This window comes from Bradyrhizobium sp. CCBAU 53415 (genome assembly GCF_028128735.1).
In the GTDB taxonomy this organism is placed as follows: domain Bacteria; phylum Pseudomonadota; class Alphaproteobacteria; order Rhizobiales; family Xanthobacteraceae; genus Bradyrhizobium.
In genome coordinates this window covers 247340-265004 of record NZ_LBJF01000027.1, presented here as the reverse complement: position 1 = coordinate 265004, position 17665 = coordinate 247340, and the positions used below count along the sequence as shown (strand labels likewise).

19 protein-coding genes are annotated in these 17665 nt (G+C 65.7%); 11 read left to right on the top strand and 8 right to left on the bottom strand.

Annotated features, from left to right (window positions below; translation table 11 throughout):
• The first annotated feature begins 15 nt into the window (after positions 1-15).
• Entirely contained in the window at positions 16-1209 is a 1194-nt protein-coding gene (locus tag XH87_RS29510; RefSeq protein ID WP_035713669.1) for a CaiB/BaiF CoA transferase family protein, read from the top strand.
• 129 nt (positions 1210-1338) lie between these two features.
• Here the strand turns inward: XH87_RS29510 and XH87_RS29505 are convergent, their stop codons facing one another.
• A complete protein-coding gene (locus tag XH87_RS29505) occupies positions 1339-2100 on the bottom strand; it encodes an SOS response-associated peptidase (protein ID WP_271589939.1) in 762 nt (253 codons plus the stop codon).
• A gap of 63 nt (positions 2101-2163) precedes the next feature.
• Between XH87_RS29505 and XH87_RS29500 the strand changes: the two genes are divergently transcribed.
• The 4 genes from XH87_RS29500 to XH87_RS29485 all read left to right on the top strand — a co-directional run bounded on the left by XH87_RS29500 (position 2164) and on the right by XH87_RS29485 (position 4043).
• The gene (locus XH87_RS29500) at positions 2164-2673 is read left to right on the top strand and encodes a hypothetical protein (protein ID WP_035713662.1); all 510 of its coding nucleotides are present in this window, start codon (positions 2164-2166) and stop codon (positions 2671-2673) included.
• A 9-nt stretch (positions 2674-2682) separates the two neighbouring features.
• A complete protein-coding gene (locus tag XH87_RS29495) occupies positions 2683-3117 on the top strand; it encodes an NUDIX hydrolase (RefSeq protein WP_035713657.1) in 435 nt (144 codons plus the stop codon).
• 88 nt (positions 3118-3205) lie between these two features.
• Positions 3206-3583 (top strand): TIGR02301 family protein, encoded by a 378-nt coding sequence (locus XH87_RS29490; protein WP_035713654.1) that lies wholly within the window; start codon positions 3206-3208, stop codon positions 3581-3583.
• A gap of 193 nt (positions 3584-3776) precedes the next feature.
• Positions 3777-4043, top strand: coding sequence for a hypothetical protein (locus XH87_RS29485; RefSeq protein WP_025034564.1), 267 nt, complete (start codon positions 3777-3779; stop codon positions 4041-4043).
• Positions 4044-4237: 194 nt separating this feature from the next.
• Here XH87_RS29485 and XH87_RS29480 read toward each other — a convergent pair whose 3' ends face one another.
• The 5 genes from XH87_RS29480 to XH87_RS29460 all read right to left on the bottom strand — a co-directional run bounded on the left by XH87_RS29480 (position 4238) and on the right by XH87_RS29460 (position 8513).
• Entirely contained in the window at positions 4238-4558 is a 321-nt protein-coding gene (locus XH87_RS29480) for a cupredoxin domain-containing protein (protein ID WP_271589938.1), read from the bottom strand.
• Positions 4559-4568: 10 nt separating this feature from the next.
• Positions 4569-5102, bottom strand: coding sequence for a DUF4142 domain-containing protein (locus XH87_RS29475; protein ID WP_271589937.1), 534 nt, complete (start codon positions 5100-5102; stop codon positions 4569-4571).
• Between the two features lie 87 nt (positions 5103-5189).
• Positions 5190-5882, bottom strand: coding sequence for an RNA polymerase sigma factor (locus XH87_RS29470; RefSeq protein WP_271589936.1), 693 nt, complete (start codon positions 5880-5882; stop codon positions 5190-5192).
• A gap of 255 nt (positions 5883-6137) precedes the next feature.
• Positions 6138-7007, bottom strand: a complete 870-nt coding sequence (locus XH87_RS29465) for a sulfurtransferase (RefSeq protein WP_271589935.1) — start codon at positions 7005-7007, stop codon at positions 6138-6140.
• A 171-nt stretch (positions 7008-7178) separates the two neighbouring features.
• Positions 7179-8513 carry a dihydroorotase gene (locus XH87_RS29460; protein ID WP_271589934.1) on the bottom strand — a complete coding sequence of 445 codons (1335 nt, stop codon included), beginning with the start codon at positions 8511-8513 and terminating at the stop codon, positions 7179-7181.
• A gap of 101 nt (positions 8514-8614) precedes the next feature.
• Here XH87_RS29460 and ygfZ point away from each other — a divergent pair, with 101 nt between their 5' ends.
• From ygfZ to XH87_RS29430, 6 genes are all read left to right on the top strand, one after another.
• Complete coding sequence (ygfZ, locus tag XH87_RS29455; RefSeq protein WP_271589933.1) at positions 8615-9496, top strand: CAF17-like 4Fe-4S cluster assembly/insertion protein YgfZ; 882 nt, start codon at positions 8615-8617, stop codon at positions 9494-9496.
• A complete protein-coding gene (locus tag XH87_RS29450) occupies positions 9493-10119 on the top strand; it encodes a DNA-3-methyladenine glycosylase I (protein WP_271589932.1) in 627 nt (208 codons plus the stop codon). Before ygfZ ends, XH87_RS29450 begins: the two co-directional genes overlap by 4 nt.
• Positions 10116-10727, top strand: a complete 612-nt coding sequence (locus tag XH87_RS29445) for an HD family hydrolase (RefSeq protein WP_271589931.1) — start codon at positions 10116-10118, stop codon at positions 10725-10727. The genes XH87_RS29450 and XH87_RS29445 overlap by 4 nt, the downstream gene beginning before the upstream one ends.
• A gap of 214 nt (positions 10728-10941) precedes the next feature.
• Positions 10942-11448, top strand: coding sequence for a tyrosine phosphatase family protein (locus tag XH87_RS29440; protein WP_035713616.1), 507 nt, complete (start codon positions 10942-10944; stop codon positions 11446-11448).
• A 145-nt stretch (positions 11449-11593) separates the two neighbouring features.
• Positions 11594-12562 (top strand): NUDIX hydrolase, encoded by a 969-nt coding sequence (locus XH87_RS29435; protein ID WP_271589930.1) that lies wholly within the window; start codon positions 11594-11596, stop codon positions 12560-12562.
• Between the two features lie 46 nt (positions 12563-12608).
• Positions 12609-15326 (top strand): DUF2339 domain-containing protein, encoded by a 2718-nt coding sequence (locus tag XH87_RS29430; protein ID WP_271589929.1) that lies wholly within the window; start codon positions 12609-12611, stop codon positions 15324-15326.
• Between the two features lie 3 nt (positions 15327-15329).
• Here XH87_RS29430 and XH87_RS29425 read toward each other — a convergent pair whose 3' ends face one another.
• Together XH87_RS29425 and XH87_RS29420 are read right to left on the bottom strand one after the other, a co-directional pair.
• On the bottom strand, positions 15330-17018 hold the full coding sequence (locus XH87_RS29425) for a methyl-accepting chemotaxis protein (protein ID WP_271589928.1): 1689 nt from the start codon (positions 17016-17018) through the stop codon (positions 15330-15332).
• 264 nt (positions 17019-17282) lie between these two features.
• On the bottom strand, positions 17283-17465 hold the full coding sequence (locus XH87_RS29420) for a hypothetical protein (protein ID WP_271590948.1): 183 nt from the start codon (positions 17463-17465) through the stop codon (positions 17283-17285).
• Positions 17466-17665: the final 200 nt, after the last annotated feature.

Sequence of the window (17665 nt, the reverse complement as noted above, 5' to 3'; positions counted from 1 at the left end):
AAAGGGGAGAGCGACGTGACGCGACCGTTCGAGGGCGTGAAGATCCTGGATTTCACGCAAGTGCTGGCCGGTCCTTATGCCAGCTACCAGCTTGCGCTGTTGGGCGCGGACGTCATCAAGGTCGAGCGGCGCGAGGGCGAGGACATGCGCCGCACGCCGCTTTCACGCGAATGGGCCGAACGCGGGCTGGCACCGGCGTTCCAGGCCATCAACGGCAACAAGCGCAGCCTGACGCTCGATCTGCAGAAACCGGAGGCAATCGCGATCGTGAAGAAGCTCGCCGCGAGCGTCGATGTCGTCATGGAAAACTTTCGACCGGGCGTGATGGACAAGCTCGGTATCGGCTATGAGGCGCTGTCGGCGATCAATCCAAAGCTGATCTATTGCGCGGTCTCCGGCTTCGGCCAGACCGGCCCGGACCGCCTGCGGCCCGGCTATGACGGCAAGATGCAGGCGTTGTCGGGCATCATGGCGATCACCGGACACCCCGAAACGGGGCCGACGCGCGCCGGCTTTGCCGTATGCGACGTGCTGTCGGGCGCGACGGCGGCATTTGGCGTATCGAGCGCACTGTATCAGCGCGACCGCACCGGCAAGGGACAGCTCATCGATGTCTCCATGCTGGAGGCGACGCTGGCGTTCCTCTCCGGACAGATCGCGGACTGGTCGGTCGCCGGTCATCAGCAGCAGCTCTCGGGCAACCAGGCGGTCAGCCGCCGGACGACCGCGAACCTGTTCAAATGCGGCGACGGTCACATCCTGCTCGCCGTCAACAACGAGAAGCAGTACCGCGCGCTGATAAGCGCGCTCGGCCGCGAGGACACGCTCACCGACCCGCGCTTCGCCGACTGGTTCGCGCGCAACGAGAACGAGCCGGCGCTGCGCGCCATCATTGAGGAGGCGCTGGCGGCAAGGCCGGCGCGCGAATGGGAGACGATCCTGGAAGACGCTGGAGCACCCTGCGCCAGTATCTGGAAGGTCGAGGAGGTCATCGATCATCCGCAGATCAAGGCGCGCGGCGCGATGCAGGAGCTCGACACGCCCTATGGCCGCCTGCGCTTCGCGGGCAGCGGCTTCAAGCTCGCCCATGGCGGCGGCCGGCTGGATCACATGGCACCGGAGCTGGGCGCAGATACGGATGCGGTCCTCGACGAGCTGGGGTTCGATGCGGCGGAAATTGCGGCGCTGAGGGCGAGGGAGATTGTTTGAGGCGGCGCCAAACACTCCGCTGCCGGGTGGGCAAAGCGAAGCGTGCCCACCATTGCTTATCGCGTAACGGGAGAGATGATGGGCACGGCGCGTTGCGCCTTTACCCACCCGGCACTTGCGGCACCGCAGCTAGAACAACGACCCCTGCCCGTCATCGGCAGACGCAGCGGAGGCCTTCCGCACCTTCTTCGGCTTCACCGCCTCTGCCTCCGCCTCCATCTCCTCCGCGCTGATCGGCAGCACGAGCTGCTCGTCGTCATTGGCGACGCGGTTGACGCGGGTGGAGACGGGGTGCCAGGCGAATTCGCCGATGCGCGGCGCGGTCATCAGCGGCAGGATCGCGTCGACCTCGTCGCCTTTGATGTCGAGCCAGCGCTCGAAATCGCGCGGGCTGATGGTGACGGGCACGCGGTCATGCAGCGCGGCGAGGTCCTCGCCTGCTGCCGCCGTGACGATCGCGACCGTGTCGAGTTCCTCGCCATTCGGCCCGACCCAGGTCTCGAACACTGCGGCAAAACCGAGCGGTTCGCCGTCGGCGCGACGGATGAAGAACGGCTGCTTGCGGCCGCCTTCCGTCTTCCACTCGTAATAGCCATCGGCCGGAATCACGCCGCGCCGGCGGCGAATCGCCTTCTTGAAGGCAGGCTTCTCCAGCACGGTCTCCGAGCGGGCGTTGATCAGGAGCGTAAATCCGCGCGGATCCTTGACCCAGGAAGGCAACAGCCCCCATCGCATCAGGCGGAAATGGCGAGCGCCGTTCTCGACCAAGACCACCGGAATTGGTTGTGTCGGGGCGACATTGTACCGGGGCGGGAAATTCGGCTGTTCGACATAGCCGAACAATTGCCGCAAGGCCGCGGGGGCCGAAGTTATGACGAAGCGTCCACACATGCCTGGCCGTCTATATAGGGTCCGTTCAGGTCCTTTTAACCCCGAACGTTAACACTGCGGCAGATGAGCTCAACGGCCTCCCAACCCGCGCGGACGCATGTACAGACGGGCCCCGAGGCTGAGGCCTGGGCCGAGCGGCTGCGTGTCGCCAACATCAACCCGCGGACCGGGCTTGCCACCGACTATCTCAACCATTTCAATGAAGCCGTGATGCTGCTCGAAATGGTCCCGGACATGCCGGAATGCGCGGAAGATTTTTTGACCTGGTCGCCGCTGTCCTATGCCGAGCATTTCACGGCGTCGAATTTCAAGGCGCGGGATTTGGCGATCGAGGCCTATGAGAAGGCCGATCCCAACGTGCGCGCCCAGTTCGACCACATCACGGACACCATGACCTCGATCCTGACCGCGGTCGGCTCGGCCATGCGCGAGGTCGAGAAGGACACGACCCGCGTCCGCCTAGCCGAGCAGGCCACGCTCTGGGTCAAGCCGTTGATCGCAGCCTGCGGCGGCATCATCAATGGCGGCGCGGAAGCCGACGTCGATACCATCATGGCGAACTCGGCCGGATAGGTGAAAAGATTGGCAGCGATCGTCCAGCCCAGCCACCCCCAGCTTGCGGTCAGCGCGGCCATCTTCCGCGACGGCAAGGTGCTGCTGGTCCGCCGCGCCCGCTCGCCCGCCAAGGGGTTCTATTCGCTTCCAGGCGGCCGGGTCGAATTCGGCGAATCGCTGCATCAGGCCCTGAGCCGCGAGGTCGACGAGGAAACCGGCCTTCGTATCGAGATCATTGGCCTCGCCGGCTGGCGCGAGGTGCTGCCGGCCGCGGCCGGCGCCGGCCATTATTTGATCATGTCCTTTGCCGCCCGCTGGACGGCCAGGGAACCGGCCTTGAACGATGAGCTCGACGAATACCGCTGGATCGCGCCGGACGCCCTGGCGAGCCTCGGCGACCTGAAGCTGACCGGGGGGCTGGAGGAGGTCATCCAGTCGGCCGCGCGGCTGATTGGCGCCTGACCGCGCCGCGAATAGCCGATACCTCTCCGCACAGCGCCGGCGCGGCTCCGCCTTGCGTCCACCGCCCCAAGGGGGCATACAGCCGCCGATGTCCACGCGATTTCTGGCCATTTTTGCCCTGATTCTCGCCTGCGCCGCCGGGTCCGTCCGGGCCCAGGACGTGGCGGCGCCGTTTGACGGCGACTTGCAGCGGCTGGCCGAGATCCTGGGCGGACTGCACTATCTGCGCGGCATCTGCGGAGCCAACGAGGGCAACAAATGGCGCAACGAGATGCAGGCGCTGATCGATGCCGAAACCCCCTCCGGGGAGCGCCGCACCCGCATGATCGCCGGATTCAACCGCGGCTATAACGGTTTTCAGCAGACCTACCGGAGCTGCACGCCGGCCGCGACGGTGGCGATCCGCCGCTACATCGAGGAAGGCTCGAAGATCTCGCGAGATCTCACCGCGCGCTACGCGAACTAGGCTCTTTCCGTCCGTCATTCCGGGGCGCGCCGATCGGTGCGTCCCGCAATGACGCATGGTGGAACCCTGTCATCGACTTTGTTCACAGCCGTTAACCGTTCTTAAAGATGTGGCCTAGCGGTCGTTAACGTCCGTGCTACACCTCTCGCACAGCGCATCGCCGTGGATCGCGCCCCAGCCCTGACCGAGTTTCATGAGCCAGCCGATCTCCTACGCCCCCGCCCGCGCGCCGCTGCCCGATCACGAGCAGAAACAGGCTGCCCTGAGCTATCTCAACGAGGCCTGGGCCGAGGCGCGCCATGACGGCGTCGACGGCGATTGCCTGGCTCAGGCGAGCCTGTTCGCGGCACTGGCCGAACTCGTCGGCACTTATGGCGAGGACGCGGTGGCGAAGTTCGTCGAGGGTTTCCCTGGCCGCATTCGCAACGGCGAGTTCTCGGTCGGCATCTCCAGGCAGTAGGCCCTGCCGAAAATGACCCCGCCACGCGGGCGGGGCCAGTCGACGGATGAATGACCTTGCAAAGCGGATTTGACGAAAGGCTTCGCGAAGTCTGCCGCCTTTATCGCACGGAAGCCGCTGTCGGCGGACAAGCATTAGTCTCCCGGCCATCGGGAGATGTTCCCGCAGCGCACGGGAATGCGCTGCCCTCTCCTTCACGGCTCGACCTTGAGTGTCGCTTTCATATTGGGATGATAGCGGCAGTAATAATCGATCGTTCCCGCCTTCTTCAGAATTGACGACGCCGACTTCTTCGGCGCCAGCGTCACGTCGAAATCACCGTTTTTCGCAGTGGCCGTATGCGCGAAGACGTCCTTGTTGATCCAGGTGATGGTATCGCCGACCTTGGCCGATATCTCGGCCGGTGAGATCACGAGGTTCTCCATCGTGATCTCGATCGTCGTGGCGTGCGCCCGGACGGCCATCGCCGCGAAGACAAGCGCGATAGGAAGCGAAAACAGCCGCCCCGACCTCATCGTACACTCCCTATTTCAGCTCGGCCGCGACGTGCTCGGCGTGCTGCTGATGACCCTGGAATATCTTCAGGCCGGTCTGCAGCAGGCTCCTCAGCTCGGCATTGTTTGCGGACGGAATCAGCTGCGTCTCCAGCGCGCCATTGACCGCCTTGTGGTAGGCGACCTCGTTCGCGACATAGGCCTTGTCGAACGCCGCACCACTCAGCTTGTCGAGCTCAGCCAGCTTGTCGCTCGCCTGCTTCGACAGCGCCTTGCTGGTGTCGTTGTCCTCCGGCGTGACGTTCAGCTTCTTGACCAGCGCGAGGGCCTGCTTGTTGACCGCCTCGTGGTCGCGCAGCATATCTTCGGCGAACGCCTTGACATCCTTGCTCTTCGCCTTCTTCTGCGCCTGCTTGGCCGCGTTGATGTCTATCACGCCCGCGGTGTAGGCGATATGCGCGATCTGCGGATCGGTGGGCTTGTCGGCTGCGCTGGCGCTTTGCAGCAATACGGGACTCGACAACATCATCGCTGCGGCGACCGCCGCGCTCCATCGGATCAACATGGCTTTACACTCCTGTGAGGCCGGAAACTTCCCGGCGTGTTGCTTGCACAGGTTGGATGCCAATTCCGAACGAACGTTCCCGGAAAATTACGCGCCGATGCCAAGACGCCTGAGCACGGCCTCGGTCAGGCGCTCGCAGCGCCGGCCGGCGAATGGAAACGCATCCATCACGACCGGACCGATCTTCTTCTCGACGTGCTCGCGCAGCAGCGTGCGCGCACGGTGCAACCGCGTCTTGACAGTCTCCGGTTTGATGCCGAGCAACTCGGCCGTTTCCTCCATGCTCATCCCCTCCATCACCCGCGCGATGAACACCATGCGGTAGGCGTCGGGCAATTCGTCGACCGCGTGTTCGACGACGCGCTGGATCTCGCGTTGAGCCATGGACTTTTCCGGATCGGTTGCGGCGGACGAAAGGGGAAACCGGATGATCTGCGCCTCGAGTGTTGCCTCCGGCAGCGATCCCAGCTCGACTTGCGGCTTCCGCCTGCGTGCGCGTCCGAGCGCCTCATTGATCGCAATGCGCGACAACCACGTCGACAACGCCGACTCGCCAAGAAAGCCCTCGAGATGGGTGAAGGCGCGGACATAGGTTTCCTGCACCACGTCCTCGGCTTCGCTGTCGCTGCGCAGGATGCCGCGCGCGAGCCTGTAGAGCCTGCGGTTGTTGGCCTGCATGATCTCGCGCAAAGCGGCCTCGTCCCGGCGCCGCGCGCGGTCGATCAGCGCGGCTTCCGATGTCCTGGGGCCGGCGGACAGGCCAGTTGCGGTCCCTGGCATCGCGGTTACCTTGTCTCCATTGGTTCCGGACATTGGATGCAGGCCCAGGGGAAAGGTTCCCGGATTTCTTACCCGATTTTACCTTCCCCTGGAGGGGGAGGGTCGCTTCACGTCGAGCGAAGCGAGAGGTGAAGCGGGGTGGGGTGATCTCTCCACACGGGCACTGTTCGATGCCGAGAGACCGTCACCCCACCCCGTCTCACATTCCGCTTCGCTCATGTGAGCCGACCCTCCCCCTCCAGGGGAGGGTAAGAGCTAATCCGTCTCGATCGGCAGCGCCGGATCCCTCGCCCATTCGCCCATCGAGGCATCGTAGAGCGCCAGCTTGTCGTAGCCGAGCTGCGTCAGCAGCAACAGGTCGATCGTCGCCGAGATGCCGCCGCCGCAATAGAGAATCACATTCTTGTCGCGCGTGACGCCCAGGGCCGCGAATTTGGCTTCGGCATCGGCAAGCGTCGCCAGCGTCTTGTCGGCATTGGCAAGCGTGGCTGCGGGAACGTTGACGCTGCCGGGAACGCGGCCTGGCCGGCCATAGCGGCTCGGCTCGAGGCCGCGATGAAACTGCGGCCCGAGCGCATTGACGATGACGGTGGCGGGATCGCCGATCCGCGACAGCATCGTAGTCTTGTCGACGAAGAAGCCCGTGCGCGGCGTCGCCTTGAATGTCGTCGCCGGATAGCCTTTCGGTGCGCCTGTCTCAATCGGCCGCCCCTGCTCCTTCCATTTGTCGAAACCGCCATCGAGAACGAGCGCATCGACGCCGAGCGAGCGCAGCATCCACCAGAACCGCGTCGACCACATCATGGTGCCGATGCTGTAGAGCACGATGGTCTTGCCGGCATCGAGGCCGTGCCGGCCGAAGGCTGCCTCCAACTGGGCCACGCCAGGCATCATGAAAAACTGTTGCGACGAGGTGTCGGAGAACTCGCCTTGCAGATCGAGGAAATCGGCACCGGGAATGTGGCCGGACGCAAACGTCTTGTCGCCGGGCACCGCGCGATACGGCACATCGCTGCCGGGCGGGACGGGCTCGTTGTAGGTCGTGCAGTCGTAGAGGCGCAGGTTGGGATCGCCAAGGATGGTGGCGAGTTGCTCGGTGGTGATAAGGGCCGTTGGCTGGGACATAGTTGCTTCCCCCACGTTCATACTTGTCCGTCCACGACACTGTCATTGCCCGCGAAGGCGGGCAATCCAGTATTCCAGAGGTGGCAGCGCTTGTATCGAGAGGCCGCAGCGTACTGGATGCCCCGCCTACGCGGAGCATGACAGCGGGGAAAACGGCGCAATCCTTGCCCCCTACTGCTTCAGCGTCTCCAAAAATCGCACCGGCTCGCCCTGCCCCGGCGTCACGAGCTCGCCCTGCCACATCACGCGGCGGCCGCGGATGAAGGTGCCGACGGGCCAGCCCGTCACGCGCACGCCGTCATAGGGAGTCCAGCCGGCTTTGGACGTGACCCATTCGTTGGTGATGGTCTCGCTGCGCTTCAAATCGACGATGGTGAAATCGGCGTCGTAGCCGGCGGCGATTCGCCCCTTGCAGGCGATGTTGTAAAGGCGTGCGGGACCGGCGCTGGTGAGGTCGACGAACCTCGCCAGCGACAGCCGGCCGGCGTTGACGTGATCGAGCATGATCGGTACCAGCGTCTGCACGCCGGTCATGCCCGAGGGCGAGGCCGGATAGGTCTTCTGCTTCTCCTCCAGCGTATGCGGGGCGTGATCGGAGCCGAGCACGTCGATGATGCCCTGCTCGATGCCGTGCCAGATGCCGGCACGGTGATCGGCGCCGCGCACCGGCGGGTTCATCTGCGCGAGCGTACCGAGCCGCTCGTAGCATTCGGGCGCCACCAGCGTGAGATGATGCGGCGTCGCCTCGCAGGAGGCGACATCCTTGTGGTCGCGCAGGAACTCGATCTCTTCCTTGGTCGAGATGTGCAGCACGTGAATGCGCTTGCCCGTCTCGTGCGCGAGCTTGACGAGACGCTGGGTCGCCATCAGCGCCGCGGTCTCGTCGCGCCAGACCGGATGCGAGCGCGCATCGCCCTCGATGCGCTGCGATTTGCGCTCGTTGAGGCGATACTCGTCCTCGGCGTGGAAAGCCGCACGACGGCGGATCACCTGGAAGATGCGGCGCAGACTTTCGTCGTCCTCCACCAGAAGCGCGCCGGTCGATGAGCCGATGAATACCTTGACCCCGGCGCAGCCGGGCGCGCGCTCGAGCACCGGCAGGTCCTGCACGTTCTCGCGGGTGCCGCCGATGAAGAAGGCGAAATCGCAATGCATGCGGTGATGGGCGCGCTTCACCTTGTCGGTGAATTCGGCCTCCGTCACCGTCAGCGGCGCGGTGTTCGGCATTTCGAATACGGCGGTAACGCCGCCCATCACGGCGCTGCGAGATCCGGTCTCGAGGTCTTCCTTGTGCGTCAGGCCAGGTTCGCGGAAATGCACCTGCGTATCCATCACGCCGGGCAGAATGTGAAGGCCCTTGCAGTCGATCACCTCGGCGGCGGCAGCCTGCGACAGCGGACCCAGCTCGGCGATGCGCCCGCGGGTGATGCCGATATCGCGAACACCCTCGCCGTCCTGGTTGACCACGGTGCCGCCCTTGAGGATCACATCGAAACGCTGGGTCATGGCTGAAGGCCTCTGTCATCCCCAAGCGCAGGGCTCGAGGTCTTGTCGTTTATGCGTTGCGGGCTTACGTTCCGGAGCAACATGTCGCAAGAGATTTTCGCATGAAATCGGCGTTTCTTCCCGACCGGGGCGTGGTCAAGGTCGCGGGCGAGGATGCGCGCAACTTCCTCAACGGCCTCATCACGACGGACGTCGACAGGCTGAAACCGGGCCTGGGCCGATTCGGCGCGCTGCTGACGCCGCAGGGCAAGATCATCGCGGATTTCCTGATCACGGAAGCGCCCGCGGGTCACGGCGGCGGGTTCCTGATCGACTGCCCGAAAGCGCTGGCGGATAGCCTCGCCACCAAGCTCAAATTCTACAAGCTTCGCGCCAAGGTCACGGTGGACAACCTTTCCGACGATCTCGGCGTGCTCGCGGCCTGGGACGGCCAGCCCGCGGCCCAGCCGGACCTCGCCTTCGCCGATCCGCGGAATGACGGGCTCGGCTACCGCATCCTGGTCCCGGAAAATCTCAAGCAAAAGCTGTCAGACCTGATCGGTGCCGAACTGGTCGATGCGGCCGAATACGAGGCGCACCGCATCGCGCTCGGCGTGCCCCGCGGCGGGCTCGACTTCATGTACAGCGATGCGTTCCCGCACGAGACCAACATGGACCGCCTTGCCGGCGTCGATTTCGACAAGGGCTGCTATGTCGGTCAGGAGGTCGTCTCGCGCATGCAGCATCGCGGCACTGCACGCACCCGCAGCGTGAAGGTGCTGCTCGACGGTGCTTCACCCGAACCGGGCGCGACCATTCTTGCCGGCGACAAGCCGGTCGGTACGATCGGCTCGACCGCCGGCGGCAAGGGCATTGCGCTGGTGCGCATCGACCGCGTTGCCGAAGCGCTCGACGCGGGCCAGCCGCTCACCGCTGGTGGGCTGCCTCTGACGCTCGCTGAACCAGACGTCGTTCGAATTCCAGCCAAGCACCCCACCGCATGAGCCGCGCCCCTCGCCTGCATCCCGACGGAAAGACACGGTGCCCCTGGCCCGGCGAAGATCCGCTCTATGTCGCCTATCACGACACCGAATGGGGCGTGCCGGAGTACGACGACCGCGCGCTGTACGAGAAGTTGATGCTCGACGGTTTCCAGGCCGGGCTGTCCTGGATTACGATCCTGCGCAAGCGCGACAATTTTCGCAAAGCCTTCGACGATTTCCAGCCGGAGAAGATCGCGCGCTATACGCCCAGGAAGGTGCACGCGCTGATGAACGATGCCGGCATCGTGCGCAACAAGGCCAAGATCGACGGCGCGATCCTGAGCGCAAGATCCTATCTCGACATCATGGAGAAGGGCCCGGGCTTCTCGAAGCTGCTGTGGGACTTCATGGGCGGCAAGCCCAAGGTCAACAATTTCAAGACCACCGCGAGCGTGCCCGCCTCGACGCCGTTGTCGGTGCAGATCTCCAAGGAGCTGTCCTCGCGCGGCTTCAAATTCGTCGGCCCGACCATCGTCTATGCCTTCATGCAGGCGACCGGCATGGTCAACGACCACCTCGTCGACTGCCACTGTCACGCCACCTGCGGCAAGGCGCAGCGCAAGCCGCGTCTCAAGGCCAAATGACCGGGAAGACCGCGCGCGACGCGCAGTCCCGCGCCTGGCAGCGCATGCTGTCGGGCCGGCGGCTCGATCTGCTCGATCCCTCCCCGCTCGACATCGAGATCACCGACATCGCGCACGGCCTTGCCCGCGTCGCGCGCTGGAACGGGCAGACCATCGGCGCGCATATCTTCTCGGTTGCGCAACACACGTTGCTGGTGGAGACCGTGCTGCGGCACGAGATGCCGCGCGTCGACCAGCGCGTGCGCCTCGCCGCGCTGCTGCATGACGCACCCGAATATGTGATCGGCGACATGATCTCGCCGTTCAAGGCCGTGCTCGACGGCCATTACAAGGCGGTCGAGAAACGCCTGCTCGGCGCCATCCATCTCCGCTTCGGCCTGCCGCCGGTGCTGCCTGACGAGATCACGCAAGCCATCAAGGCCGCCGACCGCGGCGCGGCCTACCTCGAGGCAACCGAGCTCGCCGGCTTCAGCGAGAGCGAAGCCAAGCGCCTGTTCGGCAAGGATCCCGGCCTGTCCGACAGCGTCCGGCGCGACCACCTGACGCCCTGGACGGCGGCACGGGCCGAGAAGCAGTTTCTCGAGCGGTTTGGCGCCGTCTTTGCGTAGCGTTGTTCGGATTGATCGTGGTTATCGCTCCGCCGTCGTTCCCGCGAAGGGGGGGCCCAGGAAGTGATTGTAGCGCAAAAACTGGCAGCATGTGTCTTCGCAGAACCCGATTCTGTCGCTATAGGCCCGGATCTGCGCTTCGCTTGTCCGGGACGACGAAGTGGTAGCTTTGCCCACCTTGTGGCCGCCGCTATAATCAACAAAAAGGTCCGCCATGATCCACGTCTGTTCCCTCGCCGCGCTTCCCGAGACTGTCCGCACCACAGGCGCCAGCCATGTGTTGACCGTGATGGCCAATGTCGAGCAGGTGGCACGTCCGGTGTCGGTGCTCCCCGCCAACCACCTCAAGGTGTCGATGGATGACATCACCGAGGAGATGGACGGTTTCGTCGCACCATCGGAGAGGCATATCGAGCAGGTGCTGAACTTCGTGCGCGGCTGGGACCGTAGCGCGCCGCTGGTGGTGCATTGTTATGCCGGCATCAGCCGCTCCACTGCCAGCGCGTTCGCGGCCGTCTGCGCGCTCAATCCGAATCGCGACGAGATCGAGATTGCGCGCAAGATCCGCGCGGCCTCGCCGATCGCCTCGCCGAACCGGCGCATCGTCAGCCTCGCCGATCGTGCACTCGGGCGCAACGGCCGCATGCTGCGCGCGCTCGACGAGATCGGCCCCGGCGCGATGATGGTGGAAGGCCGGCCCTTCGTGATCGAGCTCGAATGAGAGCTGTGCGCCACAATAGAGGTGCTGCCGTCATGGCCGGGCTTGTCCCGGCCATCCACGAACTTTCCAAGGGTACGCAGAGCGTGGATCCCCGGGACAAGCCCGGGCAGGACGAGTTTGTGGCAACACCTGCGATCATCATCGCATGAGCGAGACGCAGCTGACACCGATCGAGATTGGCCTCACCGCCGCAATCGTCGCGATCGAGAACCACGAGCCGCTGATCCTGACCGCACGCGGTGCTGACGGGCTTGCCGGCCTGCCGTTCGGCCCCTTCGATGCGGTGAGCCATCGTACCTTCGAGATCGGCCTGCGCGCCTGGGTCGAGCAACAGGCGGGCCTGCGGCTCGGCTATGTCGAGCAGCTCTACACCTTCGGCGATCGCGGGCGCCATGCCGAGGCCGGCGACACCGGCGCGCATATGGTCTCGATCGGCTATCTCGCACTGACGCGCCCTGTGGACGGCGAACTCGCAGCAAACGCGGCGAGCTTCGCGCCATGGTACCGCTTCTTTCCCTGGGAAGACTGGCGCGAGGAACCGCCGGGGATCATCGCCCGCGACATCATCCCCGCGCTGACGAAGTGGGCCGAGGAGGAGACGCCGGAGACGACGCGCGCGCTGCCGCGGAGGGATCGCGTGCGGTTCTATTTCGGTCTCGACGGCGCGCCCTGGGACGAGGAGCGCGTGCTCGACCGCTACGAGCTGCTGTACGAGGCCGGGCTGATCGAGGAGGCGCGCCGCGATGGCCGCCCTGCGGCATTAGCGCGCAAGATGCTTCCCCCGCTCGGGACCTCGATGCGGTTCGACCATCGTCGGATTCTCGCCACGGCCATCGCGCGGCTGCGTGCAAAGCTGAAGTATCGCCCTGTCGTCTTTGAACTTTTGCCAGCTGAATTCACACTTACCGAACTGCAGCATGCGGTGGAGGCGATCTCCGGCCGACATCTGCACAAGCAGAATTTCCGCCGCCTGGTCGAAATGGAAGCGCTGGTCGAACCGACCGGGGTCATGTCGACACAGACGGGCGGGCGGCCGGCGGCGCTCTATCGCTTCCGCCGCGACGTGCTCCAGGAGCGGCCCGCGCCGGGCTTGCGCGTACGCTCCCGGCGCTAGACCATTTGCGTGATCGGCTCCTGCCTGCCGATCGCCTGGAGGCTTCATGTTCGACGGCCCGTTTGACGTCTTTGCGTTGATCATTGCGATCACCGCCTTCCTGATCGCCATCAAGGCCTCCAGCCAGGCAGCCGAGCTGCGCCGGCGACTGAACGCGCTCGAAGAGATGCTCTACGCGCAACGGCCGATCCAGCCGCCGCCGCTGCCCGCACAAGTGCAGGCTGAGGCCCCCGCAACGGCTGCCAGCGAGCTGCCGCCGCTGGCGCCCGAGGCCGAAACGGCGCCGCCTCCGCTCGTCACCGAAGAGCTTTCGCCGTCCCCGCTTGCAACGAGCCCGCAGGCCGATGCCCCGCCGCCGCTGCCGGCGCCCGCACCCGATATTCGCGAACCTGGCTTCGAGGAACGGCTCGGTACGCGCTGGGTGGTGTGGATCGGCGGCCTTGCGCTGGCGCTCGGCGGCTTCTTCATGGTGCGCTATTCGATCGAGGCCGGCCTGCTCGGCCCGGGCGTGCGCGTATTCCTGGGCGGCCTATTCGCCGCTGCGCTGCTTGGCGCCGGCGAATGGACCCGGCGCAAGGAAAGCATCTCCAACATCGCGGCGCTGCCGATCGCCAACATCCCCGCGATCCTCACCGCGGCCGGAACGGCGGTGGCGTTCGCCACCATCTATGCCGCCTATGCGCTCTACGGCTTCCTGGTGCCCGCCACGGCCTTCGTGCTGCTCGGCATCGTGGCCATGTGCACGCTCGCGGCCGCGCTGCTGCACGGACCCGCGCTCGCCGGCCTCGGCGTGGTCGGCGCCTTCGTGACGCCGGTTCTCGTCTCCAGCGGCAAGCCGGACTTTTGGGCGCTCTACGTCTATCTCGCCGTCGTCTCCGCCGCGAGCTTCGGCCTCGCCCGCATCCGGCTGTGGCGCTGGCTTGCGGTGACGACGATCGTCTTCGCCGTGCTCTGGCTCTTCCCGGGTCTGGACGCAAGCGATTTGCAGGTCGCGCCGCACGCCTTCCATGTCATCGCAGGCTTCGTGCTGGCCGCGCTGCTCGTCGTCTGCGGCTTCATGTTCGGACCCGGCATCGAGGACGGCGAGATCGAGCCGGTCTCGTCGGGCGCGCTCGGCGCCTATCTGTTCGGCGCGATGCTGATCGTGCTGTCGAGCGGACATGCCGATCTGGCGTTGATCGCCTTCACGCTGCTGGTCGCAGGAACGCTGTTCGTCGCCTGGCGTGCACCGGCGGCCACGGGCGCCCTCGGCGCGGCTGCAGCGACCGTGTTCATCGTGTTCGCCGAATGGGCGGTGCGCGCCAATCCCGACATGCTGGTGCTGCCGGGCGGCCCCATCGCCGGAATCGGTCCTGTCGCGACCGACAGCTCCGTGACGCTGCATCTGGTGACGGCCGCGATCTTCGCCGCCGGCTTCGGTATCGCGGGCTTCCTCGCGCAGGGCCGCTCGAATTCGGCGATCATTCCGGTGGTGTGGTCGGCGGCGGGCGTCGCCACGCCGATTGCGATCCTGGTCGCGCTCTATGCGCGTATCGCCCATCTCGACCGCTCGATCCCGTTCGCAATCCTCGCGGTGCTGCTCGCCGCCGCCTTTGGCGCTGCGACCGAGGCTCTCACGCGCCGCGAGAGCCGGCCGGGCGCCATGGTCTCCACCGCCCTGTTCGCGACCGGCACGCTCGGCGCGCTGGCGCTGGCGCTGACCTTCGCGCTGGAGAAGGGCTGGCTGACGATCGCGCTGGCGCTGATGTCGCTCGGCACCGCCTGGATCTCGATGCAGCGGCCGATTCCGTTCCTGCGCTGGCTCGCGGCAATCTTCGCAGGCCTCGTCACCGCGCGCATCGCCTATGACCCTCGCATCGTCGGCGATGCCGTCGGCACCACGCCCATCTTCAATTGGCTGCTCTGGGGCTACGGCCTGCCGGCGGCCTCATTCTGGGCCGCGAGCATCTTTCTGCGCCGCCGCACCGACGATGCGCCGCTGCGCATGGTCGAGACCGCCGCGATCCTGTTCACTGCCCTGCTCGCCTTCATGGAGATCCGGCACTTTGCGACCGGCGGCAGCATGACGGCGCCCCCCTCGCTGCTCGAATTCGCGCTGCAAGCATGTGTCGCGCTGGCGATGGCCATCGGGCTCGAGCGCTTGCGGCTGCGGAGCCGCAGCATCGTGCACAATGTCGGCGCGGTCGTGCTGACGACGATTGCCGGGCTCGTCAGCGTGTTCGGTCTGCTGATCCTGGAGAATCCGCTGCTGTGGCGCATCGACGTCGGCGGCGCCGTCTTCAATCTGCTGCTGCTGGGCTACGCGCTGCCGGCCGTGCTCATGCTGCTGCTGTCCTATGCGGTGGTCGGCGAGCGTGGCAAGGTCTACGCCAACACGATTGCGGGCGGCGCACTCGTGTTCGCGCTCGCTTATGTCACGCTGGAGGTCCGCCGGTTCTATCACGGGCCGATCCTGTCCACCGGACCGACCACGGGCGCCGAGCAATATACCTATTCGATCGGCTGGCTCGGCTTTGGCGTGGCGCTGCTCGGCATCGGCATCCTCGTCAACTCTGAACGGGCGCGGCTGGCGTCTGCCGCCGTCATCGCGCTGACGATCCTCAAGGCCTTCGTCATCGACATGTCGACGCTGACGGGCGTCTACCGCGCGCTCTCGTTCATGTGCCTCGGCGTCGTGCTGGTCGCGATCGGCTGGCTGTACCAGCGCATCCTGTTCCGGCGGCAGGTTACGCCGCCGCCGGCCGCGCCGCAGCCGGGCACGTGAAGGTCAGGCCGCGCGGACCGATGCCAGGAACTGCGCGACTTCGAGCTTCAGGCGGGTGCTGTCGGTCGCCAGCGATTTCGCCGCGGACAGCACTTCGCCCGAGGCCGAGCCGGTCTCGATCGCGCCGCGCTGCACGTCGGTGATGTTGGACGAGACCTGCTGGGTGCCGAGCGCGGCCTGATGAACGTTCCGCGAAATCTCCTGCGTGGCCGCGCCTTGTTCCTCGACGGCGGCGGCGATGGCCGAGGACACCTCCGACAGCCGCTCGATGGTGCCGCCGATCTCCTGGATGGCGCTGACGGATTCTTGCGTCGCGGCCTGGATGCCCGAAACCTGCGCGCCGATTTCACCGGTCGCTTTCGCCGTCTGCTCGGCGAGTGCCTTGACTTCGGCGGCGACGACGGCAAAGCCGCGGCCGGCCTCACCGGCGCGCGCCGCTTCGATGGTCGCATTCAGCGCGAGGAGGTTGGTCTGGCCCGCGATGGTGTTGATGAGCTCGACCACGTCGCCGATGCGGGAGGCCGCCTGCGACAGCGCGTTGACGCGCTCGTTGGTTCGCGTCGCCTGCTCGACGGCTTCAACAGCCATCCGCGCCGAATCCTGCACGCGTCGGCTGATCTCGGTGATCGAGGACGACAGTTCCTCGGAAGCGGACGCCACCGCCTGGACGTTGGTGGAAGCTTCCTCCGACGCAGCCGCGACGACCGTTGCAAGTTCCTGGCCGCGCTGCGCTGTGCCGCTCAGCGTGGCCGCCGAGGCCTCGAGTTCGGTCGAGGTCGATGACACGGTCTCGACGACCTCGCCGATCATCGCCTCGAAATTGCGGGTGATGGCATCGACGCGGCGACCGCGCTCGATCTTGGCCTCGGCGTCGCGCGCCGCCGCCTCGTCGGCGGCCTTCTTGGCGATCAGCGCCTCCTTGAAAATCTGGAGCGCATCCGCCATCGAGCCGATCTCGGTCCTCTCGCCACGATGCGGCACCTCGGCCGAGAGGTCGCCCTCGCCGAGCGACTGCATCGGACGGACGATCGAAGCAATGCCGCGCGAGACGTCGCGCACGAGATAATAGGCGGCGCCGATCGCAACCACGACGGAGGCCAGGATGATCCCAACCAGCGCGCGGAAGATGGTGGCGTAGCTGTCTGCCGCCTGCTTCGTCTCCAGCTCGGCGCCCTGGTTGTTCATCTCGATGCCCTTCAGGAGCAACGGATCGGCGGCCTGCGCCATCTTCGCGACCTTGGTCTGCAACATCTCGTTGGCATCGGTCGGGAAGCGGCCGACGCTCTTGCGCGACAGCGCCATCACCTCCTGCACGCCATTCAGATACTCGGCCCAAGCCCTGGTCCATTGCTCGTACAGCGAGCGCTCCTCGGCGGCCGTGATCAGCGGCTCGTAGACCTTGCGGGTCTTCTCGATACGCTCGCGCAATGAAGCCAGGCGTTTCTCGGCGGCGTCCTTGCCCTCGGCAGTATCCTGCATCAGGTGCAGACGCAGCGCGACGCGCAGCTCATTGATGTCGGCGCGCATCGAGCCGAGCGCACGCACGCTCGGCAGCCAGCTCTCCGCAATCTCGACGGTATGGGCGTTGATGTTCTGCATCGTGCCGATCGCCATCACGCCGACACCGGCGAGCGAAAGCACGAGGACCGACAGCACCGTCAGCAGCTTGAACACGATCGACAACTTCGACATCACACAAATCCCGATGATACCAGCAACGCGCAAATCGCCTGCGCCGCAGTCGTCGCAGCGGACGAAAGGGCGGAAGTCAGTTCAACGATGCTGGCTGATTCTTATCCCGTAAGATTGCGCCCATAATTCCAAACAGGCGTTAACAGGAACCTACGTAGAACTACGCGAAGGGTTCGGCGTCCGTTATCTTCTCTGCAACCATCTGTTGCAGTCGCATGAACATCCACTGCTGCGATGCGAACGCAGCTTTGCGAACGGCGAGCGTCAGGCCGCGCACACGGTTGCCATGAACTTGCCGACCTCCAGCTTCAGCCGGTTGCCGTCGCCGGACAGCGATTGCGCCGCCGCCGGCACCTTCAAGGACGCCGGGCCGGTCTCGCCCGCGCCGTGCTGCACATCGGTGATGTTGGACGACGAGAGCTCTTCAGTCGCCGACGCCGCCGGCAAGCTTGTCCATGGCCATGGTGAGGGCGCGGATCGGCCGCGCGGTGGTCAGGAACGACATCAGCCAGGAGCCGACGAGGACGAGCACCGCGAACACGCCGACGGATCATTCCGACGTGCTCGCTCGAGGCCATCTCCCGCACCGAGGCGCCGATACGACATCGTTGCCCCTTGCGTGGGACCGCCCCCGGGCCGCACGCAAA